This is a genomic window from Singulisphaera sp. GP187, from assembly GCF_900129635.1.
Lineage (GTDB): Bacteria > Planctomycetota > Planctomycetia > Isosphaerales > Isosphaeraceae > Singulisphaera.
Window position 1 is genome coordinate 2030782 of sequence record NZ_FSRB01000001.1, and the last position, 24638, is coordinate 2055419.

Below are 24638 nucleotides of genomic sequence, written 5' to 3' on the forward strand. Positions count from 1 at the left end.
AGCGAATTCATGGGAGAGCTTACGCTCTCGACTCGTCTCATTGAAAAAACATATAAACAACAACGACGACGATCGCGCCGACCACCGAAACGACCAAGCCGGGGATGCGTCGCCGTTTCAGATAGAACAGCAAGACGAGACCTGTGAGCGAAATCAAGGTCATCAGCACGGCGGAGACATCGATCAGGACCGACCAGACCGCTCCCGAATCCCGTCCTTTGTGCAGGTCGTTCATAATTGCAATGAGACCATGGGAAGTCTCGGTCAATTCGTAATGACCTGTCTCACGATCGATGAAGGCGTCAGCCGAATAACCTGGCCCTTTGAAGGTGACCGCACACTCGCTCTCATCCACCTTGAAATCGGCCAGAGCACCACGAATCCCGTGTGACGACCGCAAAAATTCGACAATTTCAAGCTTGTTGACTTGCGGCTCCGTCGCGAGATCGCCTTTGTTCTCGTGCTCCGTCGTCTTGGGGCGAAGCCAGGTCAGGCTCAACTGTCCCTGAAACTGGACCGAACGCTCGGTTTCGCCGTAAAACCAGTCGGGGTGATTCAGCGTGAGCCCGGTCACGCTGAAGAAGAGAACGGCCGCCAGTCCGAACATGGACAGGTAGATGTGGAGCCAACGGATGGAGGCCGCGAGCCGGATACTGAACGTTCGTCGAAACGAGCGTTGATCCGGTGAGGCCGTCAGCCCGGCCAGTGCGCTAGCGTTCCTGACCTTTTCGACGATAGGCGAGCGTGGCGGATTTGATCTCGACATTACCCTTGAGGTCCTCGACGAACGGCGTGTCAGCGATGGTCACGCGTTTGCGGATACTCTGATACGTGCCATGTTCGCGGGCGGCTTCGATGCTGACCGTATAGTCGCCGGCGGGAAGTCGACGGCCTTGGTCATCTTTCCCGTCCCAGACCACATCATACTTGCCAGGCGGGCGTGTTGCCCGGGACAACGACTTGCGAAGGTCGAACCCGTCCACAAGCCGGCGAGCCTGGTCGCCGTGATACCAGCGTCGCAGGTCAGCGACCCACTGCGATCGCGCATTCTTCTGAGCCCACAAGATCAGGGTGCGAACCGACGCGCCGTCCTTATCCTCGATCCAGACCGCGACATAGGGGCGGCGATATCGTCCCGGGGCCCCCTCCGGTTTCTGGATCTCGAACGCGACGAGCAACTCGAAATCCTCATTCCACAACCGGCCCGACCCGGGCTTCTTCGGCTCCGCCCGCTCCTTGGCTGGGCCGCTCAATTCGATGGCCAAGGGCGCGGCGATCGCGGTGGATCGCGTCACAGACTTGGCTTCCTCCGGCCAGCCGTTGCTCCGGTGGGTGCTCCCGTCACGCTCGACCAGGAGACATTCGACGTCCGGAAGCGCGTTGGCCAGGCGAAGACTCTCCGCGACCGGCAGAACATTGAAACTTGTCGCGAGCGCATCAGCCACGTCGGCTCGATCTGCGATGACGGTGGCGCTCGTGATCTGCTCAACGGGTCGCCCGGTTCTGGGATCAAAAATATGCGAGTACCACTGACCTCCGATTCGATACCCGCGCTGCGTATTCCCACTGGTAGCGACCGAACGCGCCTTGATTTCCACCTGAGACAGCGGTTCCGCCCCCTCGGAGTCGCTCGCTGGATTCACGATGGCGATCGATGTCCCCAAGTCACCACAAACCCGTAAGTCGCCGCCGATATTAAGCAGAATCCCACGAATCCCTCGACCTCGGTCCAGCGCCACATTGCAGGCCAATTCGACGATAGACCCCTTGGCAATCGCGTTGAGGCTCAGTGGGCAAGCGCCCAACCGTTCCGCAGTCCGGGCCTGGACGTCCAGTTGCCAAGCGGGTCGACTCATCAGCGTCTTGGTCGCGGACAGTTCGGCGGCGGTCGGAATCCGATTCTGCTTGGCGCATTTCGACCAGAGCTGCGTCAGCGCCTCCACGCGTGGGTCGAACGCTCCTCCCGTGCGAGCGGCCCATTCATCGCACGCCTGAAGAACCGCAAAGAGCTCCGGCGAGACCTTGATCGCGACGTTGGCCGTCGCTTGCCAACGACTGAACTCGCTGTTCGGGTCATATCCACTGAAAATCGCCGAAAGGCGATCGATTTCCCGTAAGACCCGTTCCTCGGCCCAGGACGCTGCCTCGGCCGTGTCGGCCTTGGTGCGCAACTCGAGCGAGGTTCCCAACACGTTCTCGTGATAGAACGTGAACTCTTCCGCAATTGCGGGATTGAGAATACAAAGAAGGGACCCCCAGACCACAAGGGCCGGGAGTCCAAGGGATGAACAGGGGCTCATGACGCGATCTCCGAGGGACAACCCCGACGTTATCGAGAGCAATCGAAGGTCGGGGCCGTTGGGCCCCGGGTCGCGTCATCATCGCATGCGAGCGTCGTTGAGTCTCGGAAAAATCCTCCGCCGCGGTCGCGCAGCTCATCGCCAGACGCGGAAGATGTGCGCCGGGCAGACATGCGGGTCGAGCCGGACGAAATTCCAGTCCCCTCGCCAGTCGTACCGTGCGTCCGAGAGCAGGTCGTGGACCTGATAGGAATCGTTCAGTCCAAACTCCCAGAATGGAAATTGGATCGAGCCTTCCTGGACATGGAACGGGTCGAGGTTCACAACGACCAGGATGATGTCGGAGTGGTCGGGTGTGGTCTTGGCATAGGCGATCAACTCCGAGTTGCTGGTGGAGAAGAAGCGCAGGTTGCGATCGAAGTGGAGGGCCGGATTGTCGCGGCGGATCGTGTTCACCCGGCTCACGAAGTACCGAAGCGTTCCCGGCTCATCAAGGTTCCAATAGCGACATTGGTACTTTTCCGAGTCGAGGTATTCTTCCGACCCGGGGCGCACCGGCGTGCCGTCACAGTGCTCGAACGGCGGGCCGTAAATGCCATAGGTCGCCCCCAGAGTCGCCGCCAGGACGAGCCGGGCCTGGAACGCGGGTCGGCCCCCGTGTTGGAGCGACTCGTGGAGAATATCCGGGGTGTTCGCGAACAGGTTCGGCCGCATGTATTCGGCCACTTCGGTCTGGGTCAGCTCGGTGAAGTACTCGGTCAGGCCCTCCCTCGTCGTCCGCCAGGTGAAGTAGCTGTACGACTGAGAGAAGCCCGACTTGGCCAGGTACTTCATCACCTTCGGTCGGGTGAATGCCTCGGCGAGGAAGATCGTGTCGGGATGGCGATCCCAGACCTCGCGGATCATCCACTCCCAGAACGGAAAGGCCTTGGTGTGCGGGTTATCGACCCGGAAGATCGTGACACCGTGGGAGACCCAGAAGAGCACGACATCCCGAAGTTCTTCCCAAAGCGTCTGCCAATCGCTCGACTCGAAGTCGATCGGATAAATATCCTGGTACTTCTTGGGGGGATTCTCCGCGTACTTGATCGAGCCGTCGGGTCGGTGGCGGAACCACTCCGGGTGCTCTTTGACGTAGGGGTGGTCGGGCGAGCACTGGTAGGCGATGTCGAGCGCAAGCTCGAGGCCGAGTTCCCGGGCCCGGGCGACGAGATGATCGAAGTCCTCCAAGGTGCCGAGCTCCGGCAAGACGGCCTTGTGCCCCCCTTCGGGGGAGCCGATCGCCCAGGGGCTTCCCGGATCGTTCGGCCCAGGGGTGAGGGTATTGTTCGGCCCTTTGCGAAAGCTCAGGCCGATCGGATGGATCGGGGGCAGATAGAGAACGTCAAACCCCATTCCGACGACGTAAGGGAGCCTCGCCTCAACGTCCTTGAACGTCCCGTGTCGACCCGGATCGGGCGAGCTCGAACGGGGAAACATCTCATACCAGGCGCCATACCGCGCCCGTTCACGCTCGACCGTGACGGCAAGTGTCCGCTCATACGTGGTCGCTCCGCTGCGATCGACGTAACGCGTCATCAACGAGGTCAGTTCAGGGTCGAGGGCGAGCTTGACGCGGGCACCGCTATCACCGCCATGGCCCAGCACGTCGGCCTGAAAGCGAAGTCGCTCGGCATCGACTCCGCCGGCCCGCTGCGCCGCCTGCTTGACGAGTTCCGCACCTTCCAGAAGCTCACTCGAGACGTTCAGGCCGGCATCGACCTTTTTGGAAAGGTCCCGCCGCCAGGTCGCGAAAGCGTCGACCCACGCCTGGAGCGTATACCCGTAACGCCCCTGGGTGGTCACGGTGAACGTTCCGCTCCAACGATCGTTGCCCAGGTCCGACAGGGGCACTTCGGTCCAGTCCGCGCCACCGATCGGGCCATGACGAAGGACGGCCGCGACCAGGTCATGGCCTTCGGCGAAAATGTCGGCCGTGACGACCACATCCTCGCCGACGGTCCGCTTGATCGGAAACTTGCCGTGATTGATCTCGGGCTGGACCCCTTCGATCACAACCCGAGGAGGAGGAGGCACCGGCTTCTCCTTCACGTGGACCGGCTGTGTCTGCCCTTTCACCACCATGCTCTGCGCTGACTTCACGACTGAAAACTCCTCAAGGCTCACTCTTGCCGTCGTCGGAACGGGATCAACCGCCAGGCTTCATCAAGTGGAGGATGCCCAGCATGGGAATCCGAACCCAGTCGGGACGATAGTTGAGTTCATACTGAAATTCAAAGAGGGTCTTCTCCAGCATGAAGAATTCAAGCAGGAGCGACATCAGGGCCTCATCGTCGGGCAGCAACGAGGCGGCCGTCACGCGGTATTCTCGCAAATAGGCGGCGGACGTCCAGTTCTTCCAGACCTTGGCCCAGGGCTCGAGGCGATCGAAACTCTCCGGCTGGTCGCGGCTGACGCTAATCAGCTTGCTGTAAACCGCGTAGTCGAGCGAGCGGAGCATTCCGGCCACGTCGCGGAGCGGGGACTTCTTCGCCCTCCGCTCGGTGACGGGTCGGCCGGGCTCCCCTTCAAAGTCGAGGATAATGAAGTCGTTTTCATGCCAGAGCACCTGGCCAAGATGATAGTCGCCGTGGCAGCGGATCTTGACCAAGGGGCCGACGCCCTCGGCCAGCGGCTTGAAGCGCGCGGCGATCCCCGCCCCCGTGTCGAGAATCTCGTGCGCCAGGGGTTGAAGTGACGCCGGCAGCGAATCAAGCTTCTCGCGAAGCAGGGTCAGCGACATCCGAACTTGCACCTGGAGCGACTTGACCATCTCGGCAAGCTCGTCCTGCTCGAGCGGTTCGGGCGCAAAGTTGGGATCCTCGCCGTCGCTGGCCAAGGCCAGGTGCATTTCCGCGGTCCGTTTGCCGAGCACTCCCGCCGTGTTCAGAGCTGCGCCGACGACCTCGAAGACTACCGGGGGCGGCTCCATGGAACCGAGTTCAAGCACCGAGCGATGATCGATCTCGATCTTGAAGAGCCGATGTTCCTGGGTGCTGACATGTTCGTAATAACGACCGAGGACGTCGAGAGCCAGTTGCCACCCCTGGCCCTGGTTCGACACATACTCTTGCAAGAGCGCGATCGTGATGGGTTCGGCGCGACTCGCGCGATATTCCAGGGCCCCGGTCGTCTTGGGAATTCTCGGGAATTCCGCCTTTTCCGTAAGGAAACGGCCAATTTCCAGGTCGGGGTTCACGCCGCTATCGAGTCTCCGGAAGAGCTTCATCAAGAAGCGTCTGCCGTAGAATACGGTGGAATTGCTTTGCTCGGCCGAGCCGCGCTGGAGCGGTGTGGGTGCCCCTTCGATCTGGTCGAAGGCCGAGGTCCTGATTCCCTGGATCATTCCCGAGCGGGTCTTGATCGTGCTCGGCCCCTCGATCGTCTGGAGCAAGCGTTCGCAAAACTCATCGTTCGCGACCGCGTCGTAGAGAACCCCCGCCAAGTCTCCCGCCGCGACGAAGGCCAAGGCCATCGCCGGCTGGTTCAGTAGCAGCGACTCGGCCGCGACCCCCTCGGCGATTGCAAGCGGCACAGAATACTTATCCGAGTGCCCATCGCTGTAATAGGCGCGAATGAAAACGAGCAGGGCAGGGGAGGTGGCCCCACTCACGGTCACCCAATCGCGGATGCTCACGGTTTCAAGGGTCCGCGATTTGGCCCCGAACCAGCGCTGGCGCAAGAGATAGTTGGGCAAGACCGTTCGTTCGAGCGTGGCCCGTGCCTTCCCTTCCATCAAGGTGTCCCATCCCCCCGCCAGGGTGAGGCTCGGGAGTGCCTCAGCGGCCAGCGCCGGCGCCCGAACGACGCCGCGATCGATCGAATGGGTCAATCGATCGAGCCGAAACCACATGAAGGCATAAGGGCCGAGCGAAAGGAAATAGGGCGCCTCGCCGATCGTCGGAAACTCGACTCCGCCGAAGAGTTCCACCGGTGTATAGCCCTGGAATCGCTCGAGGTCGAGTGAGAACGGCTGGACGAAACGAGAGACATTGGCCACGGCGAGAATCTGTTCATCACCGTAGCTCCGGATGTAGGCCAGGACCTGGCGATTCCGGGGGTGGAGAAACTCGAGAGTTCCCCGCCCGAACGCCTGGAATCGCTTCCTGAGTGTGATCAGCCGTTTCATCCAGTTGAGCAGCGAGGAGGCTTCGCGCTGCTGGGCCTCCACGTTGATGCTCTGATAGCCAAAGACAGGGTCGATGATCGGTGGGGCGTAGAGCCTGGCGAAGTCGGCCCTCGAAAATCCCGCGTTGCGGTCGCCGGTCCACTGCATGGGAGTCCTAACGCCGTCGCGATCTCCCAGATAGATGTTGTCCCCCATGCCGATCTCGTCGCCGTAGTAGATGACCGGGGTGCCGACGAGCGAGAAGAGCAGGCTATTCATCAGTTCAATACTGCGCCTGTTGTTTCCCATCAAAGGGGCCAGGCGGCGGCGGATTCCCAGGTTGAGGCGCATTCGCGGGTCGGCCGCATACTCACGATACATGTAGTCACGTTCATCATCGGTAACCATTTCGAGCGTGAGCTCGTCATGGTTCCGGAGAAACGTGACCCATTGGCAGTCCGGGGGGATGTCCGGCGTCTGCCGCATGATTTCCACAATCGGATGGCGATCCTCTTGCCGAAGCGCCATGAAGATGCGTGGCATGAGCGGGAAGTGGAACGCCATGTGGCACTCATCGCCGTCGCCGAAGTAGTCGAGCACGTCGGCGGGCCATTGGTTGGCCTCGGCGAGCAGCATCCGGTCGCTATAGTGCTCGTCCATCTCCTTGCGGAACTTCTTGAGGATGTCGTGGCTTTCGGGCAGGTTTTCGCAGTTCGTCCCCTCGCGTTCGATGAGGTAGGGGATGGCATCCAACCGCATACCGTCGACCCCCATGTCGAGCCAGAACCGCATCACCTTGAACACGGCGCGGAGGACTTGGGGATTGTCAAAGTTGAGGTCGGGCTGGTGGTGAAAGAACCGATGCCAGTAGTAGGCCTTTGCCACCGGGTCCCAGGTCCAGTTCGACGTCTCCGTATCCGTGAAAATGATTCGAGCGGCCGCGTACTTCTTGGGACTGTCGCTCCAGACATAGAAGTTCCGCTTCGCCGAGCCTGGCGGAGCATTCCTCGCCTCCTGGAACCAGGGGTGTTGGTCGGAGGTGTGATTGATCACCAACTCGGTGACGACGCGAATCCCGCGCCGGTGCGCCTCGCGGACCAACTGGCGAAAGTCTTTCACCGTGCCGTATTCAGGGTGAACGCTGAAGTAGTCGGCGATATCGTAGCCGTCGTCACGCAACGGTGAAGGGTAGAAGGGAAGGAGCCAGAGGCAAGTCACCCCGAGGTCTTGCAGGTAGTCGAGTTTCTGCATCAGGCCGGCGAAGTCGCCCAGGCCGTTCTCGTTGCTGTCGAAAAACGCCTTCACGTGCAGTTCGTAGATGATTGCGTCTTTGTACCAGAGCGGGTCAGACTCGGCCATGAAGATCTCCTGATTCTTCCGCTTTGGTATGATCCATCATTCGTTCCAAACCTTTCCAAGCTTCGACGAACCCGAGTCGTCATCGCGATCAAGGCGACCCGCCCAGCCGTCCCAATTCTCCGCTCTCAGCGATCGAGTCGTGTCAACAGGGCGACGGGAAACCGCTTCAGGAGCGTTTTCAACGGAGTTACGCCGCCTGAGACCACGTCGGCCGTGAGCTCGTTGTACCATTCTCCGTCGGGGAGGGGGAGCGAAGTCTCCTCCCAGCGACCGTCGAGCCGAAGCGGGAGTCGAGGAGCGACGACGACACAACCGGGGCCGCGTGAATACGCCACGACATGATCGGCGCGGGCTCCCGCGGCACGAATCGGGCGATATTCCCCGTTCGGTCCGAAAAGGGCGGGCCGTCGTTTTCGAACGCCGAGAGCCTGCTTCGTAACCCACATCTTGGGCAACCCCTCATCGGACCGGGCGAGCACCTCCTCGGCGGTCGCGGTTCGCAAGGCGTCGAGGAGGCGGCGGCGAACGACGTAGTCCACCGGGCGTCGGTTGTCCGGATCGACCAGACTGAGGTCCCAGAGCTCGTTCCCTTGGTAAATGTCGGGGACCCCCGGAGCGGTCAATTTGATGAGGACCTGGGCCAACGAGTTGATCCGACCGGGCTCGATCAAGGGCGTGACGAATCCGGTCAAGTCCGCCACGAACTCGGGATTGGCGAGAAGCGCCACCACGAAGGAGCGGAGCGCTGCTTCGTAGTCCCTATCCGGGTCGGTCCAGGACGTATAGGCCTTGGCCTCGCGCGCCACCTTTTGCACATATTCCAAGGTGCGAGCGGTATCGATCGGCCAGGCCCCGACGAGCGTCTGGTAGAGGAGATACTCGATGTTGCGGTCGGGATACCCGCCGGTCTTGGACGATTCATTGTGCGCCGCCCAGCGCTCGACCGTCTCGGCCCAGCGGTCGGGAATCTCGGCGAGCAGGGAGATTCGAGCGCGGACATCTTCGCTTCGCTTGGTGTCGTGGGTCGTGGTCGCGATCATCGACTGCGACCACCGTTTCTGGGTTTCGAGGCAGTCCGCGTGAAACTGGTCGAGCGACAGGCCGAAACGCCCGGGATCTCCCCCCACCTCATTGAGCGCGACGAGCCGGTTGTAGTTGTAGAAGACGGTGTCTTCGATCCCCTTGGCCATCACCGGGCCGGTGTGCTGCTGGAACCGCATCACCAGTTCCGATTCGAGCGTCCCGCGCACTCGCAACAACAGCAAGTCGCGCAAGAAGTCGAGGAGGTCTTCATCAATATCCGGCCGGTGTCGCTTCGCCGATTCAATCGCCTGGGTGACGTAGAGGGTATCGCGGTCGCTGACTTGCCCCGCTTCGGCTCGGACGTAAGTCCGATAGACCGGGAAACAGGCGATGACTTCCCGGAGCATCGCGTTCAGTTCACGGCGCGAGTAGTCGCGATAGCGTTTCTGGCGCTCGCAGACCTTGGCGAGCAGAAACGTCAGCCGATTGATGTCGCTCCCGAAAAGCTTTTTCAGCACGTAGTGCTTCTTCTGGTGGACCATCCTCAAGTAGTCGGTCGACACCCCGGTGAACCGGGTGTAGAACTCGCTGATCGGTCTCTCACCCTCCTGGTCGACCAGGAGGCTTCCCAGGCGATTGAGGAAGTCGTACCCGGTCGTGCCGGCCACTGGCCAGTCTTCGGGAAGTGTCTCTCCGGGCTCGAGAATCTTTTCGACGACGATCCAACCGTGAGGCACCGCTTGCGTGAGCCGCTGAAAATACTGGGCAGGGTCGCGCAAGCCGTCCGGGTGATCGACCCGCAAGCCGTCGAGCACCCCCTGGCGAACCCATTTCAGAACGAGAACGTGCATGTCGGAAAAAACACGCTCATCCTCAACTTTCATGCTTACCAGTGTATTAATATCAAAAAAACGGCGATAGTCGAGCTCCTGACCGGCCGATCGCCAATAGGCGAGCCGGTAATTCTGCCGGTCGAGCAAGAGGTCGATCTCGTTCGGCGAAACGTTGGTCTCCTCGACCAGGTTGTCGATCGCCGAGGCGATCGCCGGGTTCTCGGCGCAGAGGCGGGCGAGTTGCCTGCGCAACACTTCCTTATCGCGGTGCCTCCGCGTCACGCTCGGCCCGTCGGTGGCGGTGGAGTGGGGCAAGTTGCCGAACGAGTCGGCGATGAAGGCAAGGTCGGGAGAATCGCTTCGGCGCGCCGCCCGTTCTAGCAGCTCGTTGAGCGAACGAGGGGCCACCGGCATCACATGATCGTGATAATGGAAGGTAAAACTGCCGTTGTGGTACTGAAGCTGGATTTCCCCGGCGTCGACGATCCGCCCGTAGTGGTCGCCGAGAATCGGCAGCAAGACCGTGTCGTGGAGCTTTTGTTCGGGAGGCTGCCAGTCGACGTCAAAGTACTGCGCGTACAGACTCGATTGACCGTTCTCGAGGACATCCCACCACCAGACGTTGTCCCGGCTCGAAATGCTCATGTGGTTCGGGACCACGTCGAGGATCTGCCCGAGATTGTTCCGCCCGAGCGTCTCGCAAAGCTTGGCGTGTGCGTCCGCCCCACCAATTTCTTCACTCACCCGGCTATGGTCGAGAATGTCATAGCCATGCGTACTCCCTTGATTCGCCTGAAGGTAAGGCGAGGCGTAAAGGTGGCTCACCCCCAGGGCACTCAGGTAGTCGGCGATCGCCGCCGCCGCCTCAAATCCGAACTCCGCATGCATCTGGACACGATACGTGGCCAAGGGGACCGGCATTAGGCTCACCAAATCGGTTATATTAATGTTTCAATAACAGGGCAGGGGCGGACCGATCAACCTTTGCACGCACGAAGAGCCAATTGTCCGACCCGGATCCTCCACCGTTTCATGGGTCAAGAACCACCTCGGTCGATCGCCCAACCGCAACAGTATGCGGAAGCCCGTGCTTCCGCAACCAGCCGACCCGCCAATTCCCTGGACGAAGTAACGGCAAGGTTGCAAAAACAATGCCGCCGAGACTCTCAAGGCACGCGGCTCACGTTCCAGGGCGGACCGAAGCGGTCACCCAGCCCCCAGGAGGACAAATTCATGAGGTCGAAGGCGGCCGTCCCAGGAATTCGGTTCGGATCCGGGGCCGCCGTATCGTTCGATTTCCGACCGAAAGAGCAGCGGTTGAGTCATCCAGTCTTCAAGTGGGGGCTGTTCATCCGGGCCCAGGTTGAAATAAATCCGAACTTCAGGAGACGTTTCGGGATTGGATCCGCCCCGGAGGACGGCAAGGACCGAGTTGGGATCACCGCCCTCGATCAGCCGCGTTCGGGGATGAGAAAAGTCCGCCAGGGCCGGCAGTTCGCGTCGCAGTCGGAGCAGGTCGCGGTAGAGGTTGCGCAGGCCAAGCCGTTGCGCTGTGTCCCAGGACCAGCTCAGGACGGCCGCGTCGCGCGTTGAGGGCGCAAACGGGTCGGGGATTTCGGCTTCCCAGCCCAAGTAGGCAAACTCGGCTTTCCTCCCATCGCGGAGGGCCTGGATGATCCCTGGCTCCTGGAAGTCGCAGAAGAACGGAAAGGGGCGAGTCTCGCCGTATTCCTCCCCCATGAAAAGAAGCGGAATCCGGGGCGCAAGCAGGAGGATCCCCGCGGCCAGGCGAACGGCGGACGGGGCGAGCGATGACGCGTACCGGTCCGATTTCAGCCGATTCCCGATTTGGTCGTGATTCTGCGTGAACGCGAGGAAGCGATCGCCGCGGAACTCGGTCGCCGTTGTGCCGTGGCGCCGCCCCCGGAACGGACTGTAATTTCCATCATTGACGAACACGCATTCGTAGGCCTTGGCGAGTGCGGCCGGCCCGTTGGCAAAGTCGGCATAGTATCCGTTCGTCTCGCCGGTCAATACTACGTGCGCCGCGTGATGGAAGTCGTCATTCCATTGGCCATCGAGTGAGTACCCTCCGCGATCGCGGGGAAGAAGGAACCGAGGCGCGTCATTGAGGTCGGTCTCGGCGAACACGTGAGCCGGACGACCAAGTCGAGCCGCCTCGCGGTGAACGACCTCGACGATCTCCTCGAGGATGGGGCGCGGGCTTCGGTCGAAAATCTGGTCGGCCGCATCGAGTCTCAGACCATCGAAATGATAGTCGCGGATCCACTGCCGGGCGTTTTCGAGGACCAAGGCGCGGACGGCGTCGCTCCCCTGCCCGTCGAAGTTGAGGGCGGGTCCCCAGGCGGTTTTGTAGCGGTCGGTCAGGTAGTCGCCGAACTGCGGAAACACGTTCCCTTCCGGACCGAAATGGTTGTAGATGACGTCAAGAAAGACGGCCATCCCCAACCGATGACAGGCGTCGACCAACCGCTGGAGCGCATCAGGGCCCCCGTAGCTGTTCTGGGGGGCGAACGGGAAGACACCGTCGTAACCCCAGTTTCTCGTCCCTGGGAATTGGCCGACCGGCATTAGTTCGATGGCCGTGATCCCGAGCTCGAGCAAGGTCTCAACCCGCGGAATCAGGGCGTCGAAGGTCCCCTCGGGGGTAAACGTGCCCACGTGGAGTTCGTAAACGACGAGCCGCGATCGATCGACCCCGCCCCAGGCGCCTTCGTTCCATCGGAACGTTTCAGGATACCAGACCGCCGAAGCCGCGTTGACTCCATCGGGCTGCGATCGCGAACCAGGGTCGGGCAGGGGGGGACCGCCATCGAGCCGGTAGGCATAGCGCACACCTGTTTCGATGTGTGCGGTAACGCATTCAAAAAAGCCCCGACCGATCGATTCCATGGGGAATCGCTGGGCGTCGCTGCCCAGACCCAGGACGAGCTCCACTCGATCGGCCTTCGGAGCCCAAACTCGCCAGCTTGTCTGGTTTTCAGCGACCGATGAAATACCGGTCGACGGAATTTCGGGGTCATCAATCACGTTGGAGAATCCTCAAGCCCGTCACTTTTCCACGCCCAAGAGAAGCTTGAGGGAGGCTGTAGAGCAATCCCCGCGCCTGAGACTCAAGAGAACGACGATTCGCGTCGAGTGAATGACCAGATCCACCGTGGATAGCCGAGGCGAACCAACGTCTGACTGACTTCGTAGTCACAGTCCAGATGACGTGAACCGGCCCTCGATCTCGATGATTGAACGTCGCGACGAGCACCGCCCCATCCAGATCGTTCAACCCTCAGTGTCGGCCTTGTCGTTGACTCAATCGACGGATATGATGGCAAGGTGTTGAACCATGCGTTCCGCACGACGACCCATCTAGCCCTTCGGAACCAACTCTCATGCCTCGACTCGCATTCCGTCCCCTGGCGCTGATCGCGATCATGGGCTTCATCGCGGCAGTCGTGGGTGCCCAAACGCCGACGTCCAAACCGTTGGACGAGGACACGGCTCGGGTCGTCGTGAATCTGCTCGAACTCGGCCACATGGCCAAGCCCAAGATTGACGACGAAATCGCCAAGAAGTGGTGTCACAACTTCCTCAAGGACCTCGATCCCCAGAAATACTACTTCTTGAAGGCGGATATCGATGAGTTCATGGCCGAGGCCACGACTCTTGATGACAAGATCAAGGAGGGTAACCTCGACTTTCCCAAGAAGGTCTTCGCTCGGTTCCTCGAGCGGACCGACGAGCGCCTGAAAACGGCCCTCGAATACCTCGACCAGAAGCCCGACTTCACGGTGGACGAGGCGATCGATGACGATCCGGACTTGATCGACTACCCGGCGACCGAGGGTGAAGCCAAGGAACGCTGGAGGAAGCGGATCAAGCTCGACCTGCTCCAGCTTAAGGTCGACAAGACCGAAGACAAGGAAGCCGTCGATAAGGTCAAGATTCGCTACAAGGACCGGAATCGACTCTTTCACCAGTTCGACATGTCGGAACTGCTTGAAGTCTATCTCAGCAGCCTGACCCGGACCTTCGACCCGCATTCGAGCTACATGAGCGCCAAGACGCTCGAGGACACGATCGGCCAGACGCTGCACCTCTCGCTCGAGGGCATCGGGGCGTCGCTCCAGTCCGAGAACGGCTATGCGGTCGTCAAAGAAGTCGTCCCCGGGATGGCGGCCGACAAGGATGGCCGACTGCAGCCCGAGGACAAGATCATCGGCATCCAGAATGAGGATGGATCCGAGACCGACCTCGTCGAGAAGAAGCTCAGCGATGTCGTCCGCTTTATCCGAGGCCCTCGCGGGACCAAGGTTCGCTTGATCGTGCAGCCCACCGGCACCAAGGATCGGAAGATCTACGAGTTGACTCGCCAGAAGATCGAGCTGGTCGAGCAGCACGCCAAGGGTCAGATCATCGACGTCAAGGACCCTGAAAACAAGGTCTACAAGGTGGGAGTCATCAACCTGCCCGCCTTCTACGGTGATACCCAGGCGGTCATGGCTCAGGACCCCGACGCCGTCAGCGCCACCGTGGATACCAAAAAGCTGATCAACAGCTTCAAGCAGAAGGGCATCAACGCCCTGATCCTCGACCTCCGTGGCAACGGCGGCGGTCTCTTGGAAGAGGCGCGAACGCTCTCCGGCCTGTTCATCGATCGCGGACCGATCGTTCAGGTCAAGGATGCCTCCGGCGTCAAGCACATTGATGACAAGGACGAAGGGGCGGCCTGGACCGGCCCGCTCGTGGTCCTCATCGATCACCTGAGTGCGAGTGCCTCCGAGATTTTCGCGGGGGTCATCAAAGACTATGATCGTGGCTTGATCATTGGTGATTCCAGCACCTTCGGCAAGGGAACGGTCCAGAGCATCGTCCCGATCAACGAGCAGCTTCGCCGTCGTGACGACGCGAACCTCGGTGCGCTGAAGCTGACGATCCAGCAGTTCTACCGGGTGAACGGCGAGAGCACGCAAGTCCTGGGAGTCACCCCGCACATCCACATCCCCTCGATCCGTGATAAGGCCGACTTCGGCGAGGGGAAGATGGACAACGCCCTGAAGTTCGATAAGGTCAATGCGTTGCCGATTGCCGGCCTCAAGCAGGTGAATCCCTCCTTGGTCCGCGAGCTCGAAACCCGGTCACTCGACCGCCGCAAGGCCAACGTGAAGTTCCAGAAGCAGGAAGAGCGGATCGCCAAGTTCGTGGAGCGAAAAGCTCGGCACTCGATCTCGCTCAACGAAGAGAAGTTCCGCTCGGAATTCGTGCCCGATGAGGACATCACGAAGGACGAGGACAAGCCGAAGAAGGATAAGGCCAAGAAGAAGTTCACGGAGCATCCCGCCTGGGAGTCCGACTACTACAACGACGAGGTCGCCAGCATCGTTGCCGACTATCTCACGCTTGGATCAAAGGTCCTGACCACGACCACGACCGGTCCCGTGACCAACAGTCGGTGAGCTAGCTGGGCATCCCACCTTGCCTCACTTAGCGATCAGGAAACGAGGGCGAAGCGTAAGCTTCGCCCTCGTTTCATTTCGAAGTCCGCGCCGGTCGATCCTCGCCACCCAAGCCATTCTCAACCAGGACTCTCAGGCGCCTTCGGACGAACCAAGAGCAGCGCCAACCCCGCCGGCATCCAGAACAAGGTGACCTGTGGGACGCCCCCGACGATCGCGGCGAGGTGAAGATAAGAGCCGACGACCACGACGCCAAGGAACCCAAGGGCCGCCCGTTCCGTGAGCCGCGGCGCGAGGAGCAGCAAGGGGAATAGCAAGACGGTCAGGTCGTAGCAAAGCGCGTAGGGCGAAACGAAAAAGGCGGCGACAATACCCAAACTCATCGCCTGAGCAAGGGAACGTTTTCGATCCCAGGCCAGTGAAAGGGTGAGCGCCACCGCCGGCACGGCTGCCAGCGCATAGCCCAAAGCCAGGGGCCAGCCCGTCATGCCCAGGCTTCGTAACAAGGAGAGCCAGGTCACGCCGACCGCAGGATTGATCGCGATCGGGATCGGGGTGCGCCGAGTTGCCAGGAGCATCTCCAAAGGCCAGGAGGGAACGAGTAGTCCACAAACGAGGCAGAGGAGCGCGAGCGTGGCCGCGAAGCCGACGGCAACCCGCCACCGGCCCCGCCTGACGCTCCAGAGCAAGGCCGCTGGAATGACCACGACGGTCAGTTGGGGCTTGAAGGTGAGCAAACCGAGTACGACCCCAGCCCCCCAATCCCAGTCGCGTACGAGTGTCCACCAACTCGTGACCAGCAACAGTAAGATGAAGGGTGGCGTCTGCCCCACCATGATCGCGTCATACGACGGCATAAACATCAAAGACATGGCAATGAACACGGCCGCTGGCAAACGTCTCGAGGCTTGGCGCAACCCGTAGCCGGACAGCACCAGGCTTTGAGAACCGAGATAGATCCAGGTCGCCTTGGCGACCGGGAAGCTCAGCGCCCCCAAAGGCAGACAGGCCAGAGCAAGCCAGGGTGGATAGAAATACGGGAGATAGCCATATTTCTGCAAGTAATCGCTTGAATCGGCATCCGCCCGGATCGGGCCCGAGCGGAACGGTCGCTGAGCGCGGATCTGCTCTTCGATTCCATAAGGGTTTTCCCCCTTCGCGAGCAGCCGGGCCGCTGCATGGAACTCGATGTAGTCGTGCCCGGCACGGCTTCCGACGGCGTGAACGGTCAGCAAAACCGCGGGCAAAACGAGGGACAAAAGACGGATCGCGAAGCGTCGGATCAGCTCCCAGCGCGGGCGCGGGCGAGCGAGAACGCGAGGGTCGAGCGGCAAGTCCATGCGGAGAGGCTCCGGAACGACGAGATCGCTCCAACGAAGTAACAGCCACGACGCCCGTTGTCGTTTCGGCCGCCAAGTACAGCATAGATCATGAGTGCGCCTGCTCCGCGCTCTCTAACGTGGGGGCAAGCGTGCGATCCACTCATCGGATCGCCCCAGCCGAGCGGCCGAAATGCGTATAGTGAGCGAGGTCGAATTCCTCAATTTCAGGCTGTTGAACTGTCAGGACGGATTGGCGAACGGTTCGGACGAAGCGGTAAGATCCGGGAGCCTCGGAGTTTGTGCGGAATTGCAATCTTGCGTTCGTGTCCTAGCTTTCAGCAGGCAAACTCACAGGGGATCTCGCGGGAGTCGACGACGGGGGACTGCATGGCATGGTCGCGGCGAATCAGGCTTGGGGTTCCGGACCTGGTGTTCGGACTCGTCCTGGTTACGATCCTGATCCGGAGTCAAGGGCTTCTGAATGACCCCGGTACGTTCTGGCACGCCCGACTCGGCCGCGAGATCGCGAGCACCGGCGCGGTTCCGCGCGTGGATACGCTGACCTACACCCGCGACCACGTCGCCTGGGTGGATCAGTCGTGGGGGTTTGATCTCCTCCTCGCGGCGGTCGTCGATCGCTGGGGCTGGTCGGCAGCGGTCGCGGCGACCGCCCTCGGCCTGGCTACGTTCTATGCCACGGTGATCCGCGGCCTGGTGCGTGAGGGCGCCTCGCCGATGATCGCGGTGGTCGTGATCATCCCGGTCTTCTTGATCGGGACAATACACTTCCTGGTCCGTCCCCACCTCCTGACGTTCGCCTTCGCGTGGTGGACCATGCGGGCCTGCCGCGCGCAACACGACCGAGGCGGCTGGGCGATCGCGATCGTGCCTCTTTTGATGGTGGGATGGGCGAACGTCCACGGCGGCTTCTTAGCGGGTCCCTTCATCGTCCTGACGGCCGCGTTCGGACATGCGTTCTCCGGCCCTTGGGACAAAGCCCGACAACGCAATCTCGAAAAGTATGCAGCGGTCTTGGTTCTGAGCTTGCTCACTCCTCTGGCGAACCCATACGGGATCGGCCTCTACCGGCATGTGGCCAACCTGTTGTTCACCAGCGGTGTCACGACATTGATCGTCGAATTCCAGCCGATCCAGTTCGGAAGTGGCCAAGCCCGCGTCGTTGAGTGGGTCCTCATGGCGCTCATCGCGTTGCCCTGCTTCACGACCAGGCGAATGGACCGCTACAACCTGGTGCAAACTCTGGTCTGGCTGCACCTGGCGCTGGCCTCGGTCAGGTACGCGCCAATCTTCGCGCTGGCGATGGCTCCAGGTTTGGTCCAATTGCTCGACGGCTTGTCGGCGGAGTTGCGATCGACCTGGCAGGATCGGATGACCTGGTCGGTCTGGCCAGTCGCGATGGCTTTGGCCGTCGTCCTGATGGCCGGGTTCGGCGCCCGGTTCGGCGACTTCGATCCCACGGTCTGGCCAATCGACGCGGTCGCGAGCCTGAATCGCCAACGGCTCCAGACTCGCCTGTTCCACGAGCAGGACTGGGGTGGCATGATCGCATCGGAATGTCGGCCTCCCCGACGCTCGTTCATTGATGACCGTTTCGAATTGTTCGGCAAGGCCGAAGTCTTACAGTATGCTGACGCGTTGCATGGTGGGCCCGTCTGGGAGGCCATCCGCGATCGTGAACGGATCGAACTTGTCTGGGTCCGACCCACTCGCGGCTTGGCGCGCCTCCTGACCGGTCATCCGGACTGGAAGATCCTTCATCGCGACGCAGTTTCGATCCTCTTCCGACGTGAGGCCGGGCTCAAGCCAGAGTGCGTTTCATCGGCCCGGCTCGATCGCCCCGAGCCTTCCCCAGTGAACCGGACCGTTCCGCCAAGGTCGCAACCGATGACGTGGGCGACAGCGCTTGAGGACAGCGGATTCTGAGGGCGATCCCGACAAGGAGCGTTGCGAGGAGCACCACACCGACCTCGGCGACGATGATCGTCGCCGAGCCGAAGAGGGGAGCTTGGAGACTCGCAAGGCGGTGTAAGGCGAGTTGGCCCGTCGCCCCCCCGGAGTAGGTCGGGAGCATTCGACTCCAGATCACGAGCCACTCTGCCCCGAGGCAGGTCGCCGTCAAAGCGAGGGGCACAACGAGTCGAAGCTGAGGGGCCGGCCAGGAAAGGCCGCCGGCCGCGACGACGATCAGGAACCACGGAAACGCGGCACTGGCGTACCAGGAACAGGTGGTCGGCTCGCCCCAGGCGAGCTTTGACTGGACCATATGATAAGCCAATGCACCCGTAAAGCTGGAGCAGAGTAAGCCGCAGAGGAGAACCGTGAGCCGGGAGTGAAGCACGGGCTCAGTCCGTTTGAAGCATCCGGCTATCGCAAGGACCGCTCCCAAAAGTCCCGCGGCCACGATCCAGGCATAAGCATTAACCCAGATTTTGCCAGGTCCCTGGCGACTCCACCCGCCGACCAGGAATGACTCTGAGAGCCAGAGCCGACGGATCCGCAGCTCCCAACGGAATGATCGGGCGGCTTGGATCAACTCGGCGTTGGTTCGCCCCTCGTGCCGGTTGCGGACGGCCTCCTGCATCGTCGTCAGACCACCGTAGAGCCTGAGGTTGGAACGGACTTCGCCTTGGATGACCAACAGCAGGGTCAGGAAAAGCGCCGCGCCCCCTGGAATCGCGCGAAGGATGGCACGGCGATCATGAGCGGCTGAACGGATCCAGGCCAATGCCACGAACGGCAACAGGCCGAAGTTCACGGCCTTCACGAGGATCGCCAAACCGGTGACCAATCCGATCGTGGCACCGCGTCCGATCCCCTGCGAGCCACTCGAGGAAAACGCGAGGGCGATTGCCGCGGTGGCCAACAAGACCCCGAGGGCATCGTTCGCAACCCGCACGCCGTTGATCAAGAACAAGGGGTGGACGGCGATCACGAGGCCAATCAGAAGCGCATCACCCCGCGTTCGAACCACTCGTCCGACGACCCCCAGCGCAAGCCAGACCGCGGCCGCAACGAATCCGAGATTCAAGAGCCGAAGGCCCCCCACAGCCACGGGCAGTTTCGGGACTCCGCCCAGCCATGAGAACAGGGGCGCAACCAGGCGGTAGTACCACCAGGAGTGTTGCGCCTCATAGAGAAGTAATGCACCGGGACGCGGTGGGGGAAGAGGCTCGCCACTCCAATACGTCTTGTAGTCGACTGCGCCGAAGGGGCCGAGTTGGAGTGCGGCCACACGCCTGGGAACAGGATACCTGACCAGTTCCCGCAAGAGGGATTGAGGGAAGTTCGTCCGGCCAAGTACCGCGGGTTGTCCGGTCTCGAGGACATGGACAACATAGCCCAGGTGCTGGTATTCATCCCAGCCTTCAAAGATCGGCATGACGCCGAGATAGACGAGCCCCCGACAGACAAAGAGGCTCACCAGCAAGCCCCGGATGAGCCCCCAAGATCGCCATTGGTTGATCGGTAGAGCCAACCCGCACTCCGTTGCGAGAACGCGAAAGCACTCGTCCTGGGATCGAGTGCCATAAGCCCCTCTGGATGTCGGGAACCCGAAGGAAGGACGGCCGGGCCTGGTGATTCTGGCCCGGCCGTCATTCAGAGCTTGCGGTTGTCGGTTCGACGCTCAGATCGAGACCAGGTCTTGCGCGTTGTCCTCGACCAAGGAGAGAAGCAGTGAGCGCGACTTATCCCGCGTTTCACCGATCGCCGTGACGTAGACGGCCGGATCGTCTTTGACGGGGCACTCGTGCTCGCAGATCCCGCAGCCGATGCACCGGTTCGGGTCGATGAACGGTCGCTTGAGCTCGAGCTTCCCGCCCCAGCGATCGGTCACCTCGACGTTCCGCGTGAAGATGGCCTTGGGGCTGACAGGGCAAACCTCTTCGCAGACGACGCAATCGGTATCCATCGCCCAAGGAAGACAGCGCCCTTGGTTGTAGAACGCCGTGCCCGTCTTGATCGGTCCCTTGCTCTCGAACGGCCCGACACCCAGCTTCTCGGCGATTGAGATTTCGCGGATCGCGCCCGTGGGGCAGACCTGACTGCAGAGGGTGCAGTTCAGCTCGCACCAACCCATCTTCGAGATCATGATGGGGGTCCAGAGTCCCTCCACCCCAGCCTCGAACAGGCTTGGTTGCAAGACGTTGGTCGGGCAAACCCGGATGCACTGATCGCACTTGATGCAACGCCGCAGGAACTCGTCTTCGGCCACCGAGCCCGGAGGTCGGATCACCGCCTTGTTGAAGTTCTTGCGAACCCCGCCCGAGAGCCGGGCCATCGGGAAGAAGAAGACGCCGAAGAGCCCGGCCAGGATGAGTTGCCGACGGCCGACAGCCGGATAGGTGACCTCGCTCGCCTTCCGCGGCAAGAAGCGGAACGAGAGCGCATCGTGCGGACAGTCCTCAATGCAGTTGAGACAGACGAAGCACTCGCTCTTGCGCAGGTCGGTATGCGGGTCGGAGGCCCCTTCGCAGCTCTTGAGACAGAGGTCGCAGTCGGTGCACCGCACCGGATCGCGATCGATTCGCCAGAGCGAAAACCGGCTGAACACGCCGAGCAGCGCACCGAGCGGACAGAGCGCTCGGCAGAAGAATCGAGGGATCCACCAGTTGGCGACGAGCAGACCAATAAAGATCAGGCCGACGATCCAGGCCTGCCAGTATTCGCGAGGCTCGGTGTAGATACTCTCAGTCGCCTTCTGAGCCGTCGGGAGCACGCTGGTCGTCATCGACCGGACCGTGAGCGCGATCGGGTCGAGCAACCCGATTTGGAGCGTGCTGTTGCCCGTCTTGTGTTCTTCCGCCGCCTCGGCAACCCCGGTCGTGACGGCCGCGAAAATGCGGGCGATCCCCTTCTGAGGCAGCTCTTTCCCCGCGTAGGCCGCATAGATCCGGCCCGGGGAGGAGAGTGTCGTCGGGATGATCCAGAGACTGGCCATCGCGAGCATGGCGGCGAGGATGTAGTACTTCAGGGCATAGATCTTGCGGTAGCGGTTCACCTCGATCATCTGCTTGGTGTTGCGCCGGTTGCCGATCACCCCGAAGATGTGGTGCAAGATCCCGAACGGGCACATCCAATTGCACCAGACGCGTCCGACGATCATCGTGATCGCGATAATCAGGAGGCCCCAGGTGAGGTTGCGATAGAGGGTGTGCGTCGTCAGGGCGGTCGAGACCGCGACCAGGGGCGTCGCTTCGAGGAACAGCGAGACGGGCCAACCCTTCAAATAGCGAAGGTCGGTGATGAGCAAGAAGAACAGGAAGAGACCGAGAAACAGGGCCTCATAGGCGCGTCGGATCTTGACCATCAGTCCTGCCTCGGTGACGAAAAAGGGTGTTCTTCGTGGAATCAGACCGTGATTTCGCGGGTCCACTGCGGACGCCAGTCCTTGCCCAAACCACGACTGATGACCTTATCGAGGTAGAGAATCTCGTGTCGTTGCTTACCCAGGAGTTCTTTGACGCACCAGCTATCGACCGCCGTGCAATCGGTGCCGATCACCATGGTGTCGCCCTTCTTGACGTCGTTGAGGCTGCCACCGGTCGGTCCGTTGCGCATCAAGAGCTTGCGGCCGTCGGCGATCACGAACGTCGGCTTCATCATCAAGGCGAAGTCAGAAATGATTCCGTGGATATTCTGATGGAATTGGTTGCGCGGATTGCCCAGCAGGCCGTACCAATTCTTCATGGTCACGGTCGCTTTGCAGAGGTTGTGGTCCTTCACCGGTGAGATCCCGATGACCTTGGTCGCCTCGCGGAAGGGGCGATAGAACATCTTCCAGGTGCCGGTGATGGTCTCGCCACCGACGTAGAGCTGCTCGAAGTAGCTATCCTGCGGCATCATGAGCTCGGCCCCCGCGCGGATCGCGGCCTCGCCGACTTTGGTTTTGAAGAAGCAGCTTTCGGGGTTATTGATCGGATTATCGGCGACGATCACCTTCCGCGCCCCCGCGCCAAAGCAGAGCTTGACGACCGCGGAGACCGTATCGGGCTGGGTCGTGGCGGCGAGGTCCGGGTTCTTGTCGAACGCGACGTTGGGCTTGATGACGACCACGTCACCCTTGCTGATGAACGCCGAGACGCCTCGATCGCCCCCCATCGCTTCGAGGGCGGCCTTGACCATGGTGAAGGCCTGTTCCTCGCGAGCATGGAGCTCTTCTTCGCGAGACGCATAATTCTCCGCGCGTGGGGGGCTGGAACGGACCACGACGAGGCTCGGCTTGCTCGGCGACAGGACCACCGAATAGTCCTTGAGGCGGACCGGGGGCGGTGGCTTGACCCCTTCCATGCCCCACTGATCACGAGCGAGCAGGCCGCCCGCCACGGCACCACCGATCACCAGGCCAGTCCCACCGGCTTGGGTGAGGAACTGCCTCCGTGAAAACGACTCATCGGCCGGATTGACGCCGCCGAGCCGTTCCAGATTCTTGAGCTGAGTTCGGGTCAGCTTTTCGCTCATCGCTATCCTCTCGTTGGGCAAGAAGACCGGAGGCTCGACGCGTTGAGGGGGATCTCGTCACGGACCCGTTGCGATCGCGGGCACAGTCTTGGGCAAGCTTTTCACGAAGGCCCGAGCGAACGCTTCGGCAGGTTTGGTTTCGGTGGCACCGTTGGCCCCGCCGACCACGTTACCCTTCAGAAAGAGGACATCGACCAGGCCGATATTGGAACTGACGATCATCCGATCGGCCCCTTCCGCATCGATCGTCTTGACCTCCGCCTCGTCCCGCTTGGCGCCTTCGACATACTTGTCGAAAACGGCCTGCGCCTCCTTGGCATCTTTGTAGGGCCGGAGGAAGCCCTGCCAGGTGATCCCGCCCTCCTGATAATCGGCCATAAAGACGTCGGAGAGGAAGCTGTACCCGAAAACGTCCTGGGCCGCATACTTGGGCGTCGCCCGGCCCGAGCCACTGGGCAGGAGCGCGAACAGGCTGTCAGGCGTGGATTGGGCCTTCGACGGATCTTCGGCGGGAGCCAGTCCGGAAGCATCCGGCTTCTGCTTCTCGGCGATCCGCTTGGCCAGCTCGACGGCGAAAGCCGAGAACTTCGGGTCGTCGGTCGTCGATACGATCTGCGTGTAATAGCGGCCCGAGTAGAACAGGGTGCTTCCCGCCGCGGTGTAGCCTTCGGAACCGATCGTCAACGGCTTCGCATCATCCGACTTCTCGGAGCCATATTTCCCGAGCGCCTTGAGCGGGTCGCTCATCTCGAAGATGTAGACTTGCAGCTCGTTGGATTCATCCCCGGTGGGATGAAGGTTTGCGTAGGCCATTCCCTTGACGTTGTACTGGAGGAAGCTCTCGGCCCGACCGTCGATCTTTTCGAAGAGGTTGTCCGCGTTGAAGCTCTCGAGATGGCGATCGCCCAGCTTGCCGACCGTCCATTCCGCGGGCAAGTCGCTCAGCGGAAGCATGGCCGCCAGGGGCCGTTGCGGCTCCGGCACGGCCGCGAGTTCCGCATCGACCTGGGCCTTCGTCAACCCGGTCACGGCCGCTGGGGCCACGAGGGCGGGAGCCGGGGCCAGATTGGCCACGGGCCCTTGTGACGGAGACGAAGCGGGAATGGCGGCGATGGCGACCGGCGGGGCGGTGAAATCCATCAGTTGCTGGGGACCGTCGAGCCCGATGCTCTCGTGAATCTTGGCCAAGCGCTGAAGCACCGTGGGAATGGCCTGAGCCACGGCGGGGGATGTGCCCGCGACAGCGCGAAGAGCCAGCATCGACTCGTCGAGCTTCTTGACGCTCTCGACCAGATTCTTGCGAACTTCCGCGAGCCGCGTGGCTTCACGTTTGACCGCTTCGTCGGCCTCTTTCACGGTGTGATAGCCGCGACCCTGCTCCAGGACCGACCAGGTCTTATTCGGGTCGAATTCGTAGCGATCCTCGTCGAAGTGCTGACTCTTGACCACCAAGGCCATGAAAATGGCCGGAATTCCCATTACCAGGAGCATGGCACAAACGATCGAGGAAAACTCCGGGCGCTGCATCACCCGGCCCCGCCGCGCCTTGAACCAGCTCAGCCGGCCCAGGATCGCGAACGCCAAGGGGGTCGTCGCCAGAGCGAAAAGCGCGGCGGCGACCGCGGTCGCCATCAGCGGATCACTCAGGAAGTAGTCTCGAAGCCGGGCTGCGGTCGCCGTGGAATTCATCGTGCGAAGAGCCT

Annotated in this window: 12 protein-coding genes; 1 reads left to right on the plus strand and 11 read right to left on the minus strand. The window is 61.5% G+C overall.

Annotated features, from left to right (window positions below; translation table 11 throughout):
- Nucleotides 1-37 precede the first annotated feature (37 nt).
- From BUS42_RS07980 to treZ, 6 genes are all read right to left on the minus strand, one after another.
- Nucleotides 38-766, minus strand: coding sequence for a PepSY-associated TM helix domain-containing protein (locus BUS42_RS07980; protein WP_083670103.1), 729 nt, complete (start codon nt 764-766; stop codon nt 38-40).
- Complete coding sequence (locus BUS42_RS07985; RefSeq protein WP_074306455.1) at nt 711-2300, minus strand: DUF2271 domain-containing protein; 1590 nt, start codon at nt 2298-2300, stop codon at nt 711-713. Before BUS42_RS07985 ends, BUS42_RS07980 begins: the two co-directional genes overlap by 56 nt.
- Before the next feature lie 135 nt (nt 2301-2435).
- Nucleotides 2436-4424 (minus strand): alpha-1,4-glucan--maltose-1-phosphate maltosyltransferase, encoded by a 1989-nt coding sequence (locus tag BUS42_RS07990; RefSeq protein ID WP_410001700.1) that lies wholly within the window; start codon nt 4422-4424, stop codon nt 2436-2438.
- A gap of 64 nt (nt 4425-4488) precedes the next feature.
- Nucleotides 4489-7806, minus strand: a complete 3318-nt coding sequence (treS, locus tag BUS42_RS07995) for a maltose alpha-D-glucosyltransferase (protein ID WP_074306456.1) — start codon at nt 7804-7806, stop codon at nt 4489-4491.
- A gap of 125 nt (nt 7807-7931) precedes the next feature.
- Nucleotides 7932-10583, minus strand: a complete 2652-nt coding sequence (gene treY / locus BUS42_RS08000) for a malto-oligosyltrehalose synthase (protein ID WP_074306457.1) — start codon at nt 10581-10583, stop codon at nt 7932-7934.
- Between the two features lie 285 nt (nt 10584-10868).
- A complete protein-coding gene (gene treZ / locus BUS42_RS08005) occupies nt 10869-12713 on the minus strand; it encodes a malto-oligosyltrehalose trehalohydrolase (RefSeq protein WP_074306458.1) in 1845 nt (614 codons plus the stop codon).
- Nucleotides 12714-13069: 356 nt separating this feature from the next.
- Here treZ and BUS42_RS08010 point away from each other — a divergent pair, with 356 nt between their 5' ends.
- Nucleotides 13070-15133 carry a carboxy terminal-processing peptidase gene (locus BUS42_RS08010; RefSeq protein WP_074306459.1) on the plus strand — a complete coding sequence of 688 codons (2064 nt, stop codon included), beginning with the start codon at nt 13070-13072 and terminating at the stop codon, nt 15131-15133.
- 119 nt (nt 15134-15252) lie between these two features.
- Here BUS42_RS08010 and BUS42_RS08015 read toward each other — a convergent pair whose 3' ends face one another.
- From BUS42_RS08015 to BUS42_RS08040, 5 genes are all read right to left on the minus strand, one after another.
- Nucleotides 15253-16473 carry a glycosyltransferase family 87 protein gene (locus BUS42_RS08015; RefSeq protein ID WP_074306460.1) on the minus strand — a complete coding sequence of 407 codons (1221 nt, stop codon included), beginning with the start codon at nt 16471-16473 and terminating at the stop codon, nt 15253-15255.
- A 1801-nt stretch (nt 16474-18274) separates the two neighbouring features.
- The gene (locus tag BUS42_RS08025) at nt 18275-19951 is read right to left on the minus strand and encodes a hypothetical protein (RefSeq protein ID WP_254053379.1); all 1677 of its coding nucleotides are present in this window, start codon (nt 19949-19951) and stop codon (nt 18275-18277) included.
- 150 nt (nt 19952-20101) lie between these two features.
- The gene (locus BUS42_RS08030; protein ID WP_074306462.1) at nt 20102-21784 is read right to left on the minus strand and encodes a 4Fe-4S binding protein; all 1683 of its coding nucleotides are present in this window, start codon (nt 21782-21784) and stop codon (nt 20102-20104) included.
- A 41-nt stretch (nt 21785-21825) separates the two neighbouring features.
- On the minus strand, nt 21826-22935 hold the full coding sequence (locus tag BUS42_RS08035) for a DUF362 domain-containing protein (RefSeq protein WP_074306463.1): 1110 nt from the start codon (nt 22933-22935) through the stop codon (nt 21826-21828).
- 57 nt (nt 22936-22992) lie between these two features.
- Nucleotides 22993-24624 (minus strand): DUF6599 family protein, encoded by a 1632-nt coding sequence (locus tag BUS42_RS08040; protein WP_074306464.1) that lies wholly within the window; start codon nt 24622-24624, stop codon nt 22993-22995.
- Nucleotides 24625-24638: the final 14 nt, after the last annotated feature.

Excerpts from the sequence above, each read along its gene's own strand:
- BUS42_RS07990 (WP_410001700.1), bottom strand. The coding sequence starts at position 4,424 with ATGGTGGTGAAAGGGCAGACACAGCCGGTCCACGTGAAGGAGAAGCCG.
- treS (WP_074306456.1), bottom strand. The coding sequence starts at position 7,806 with ATGGCCGAGTCTGACCCGCTCTGGTACAAAGACGCAATCATCTACGAA.
- BUS42_RS08010 (WP_074306459.1), top strand. The coding sequence starts at position 13,070 with ATGCCTCGACTCGCATTCCGTCCCCTGGCGCTGATCGCGATCATGGGC.
- BUS42_RS07980 (WP_083670103.1), bottom strand. The coding sequence starts at position 766 with ATGTCGAGATCAAATCCGCCACGCTCGCCTATCGTCGAAAAGGTCAGG.
- BUS42_RS08035 (WP_074306463.1), bottom strand. The coding sequence starts at position 22,935 with ATGAGCGAAAAGCTGACCCGAACTCAGCTCAAGAATCTGGAACGGCTC.
- BUS42_RS08015 (WP_074306460.1), bottom strand. The coding sequence starts at position 16,473 with ATGGACTTGCCGCTCGACCCTCGCGTTCTCGCTCGCCCGCGCCCGCGC.
- BUS42_RS08040 (WP_074306464.1), bottom strand. The coding sequence starts at position 24,624 with ATGAATTCCACGGCGACCGCAGCCCGGCTTCGAGACTACTTCCTGAGT.
- treY (WP_074306457.1), bottom strand. The coding sequence starts at position 10,583 with ATGCCGGTCCCCTTGGCCACGTATCGTGTCCAGATGCATGCGGAGTTC.
- BUS42_RS07985 (WP_074306455.1), bottom strand. The coding sequence starts at position 2,300 with ATGAGCCCCTGTTCATCCCTTGGACTCCCGGCCCTTGTGGTCTGGGGG.
- BUS42_RS08030 (WP_074306462.1), bottom strand. The coding sequence starts at position 21,784 with ATGGTCAAGATCCGACGCGCCTATGAGGCCCTGTTTCTCGGTCTCTTC.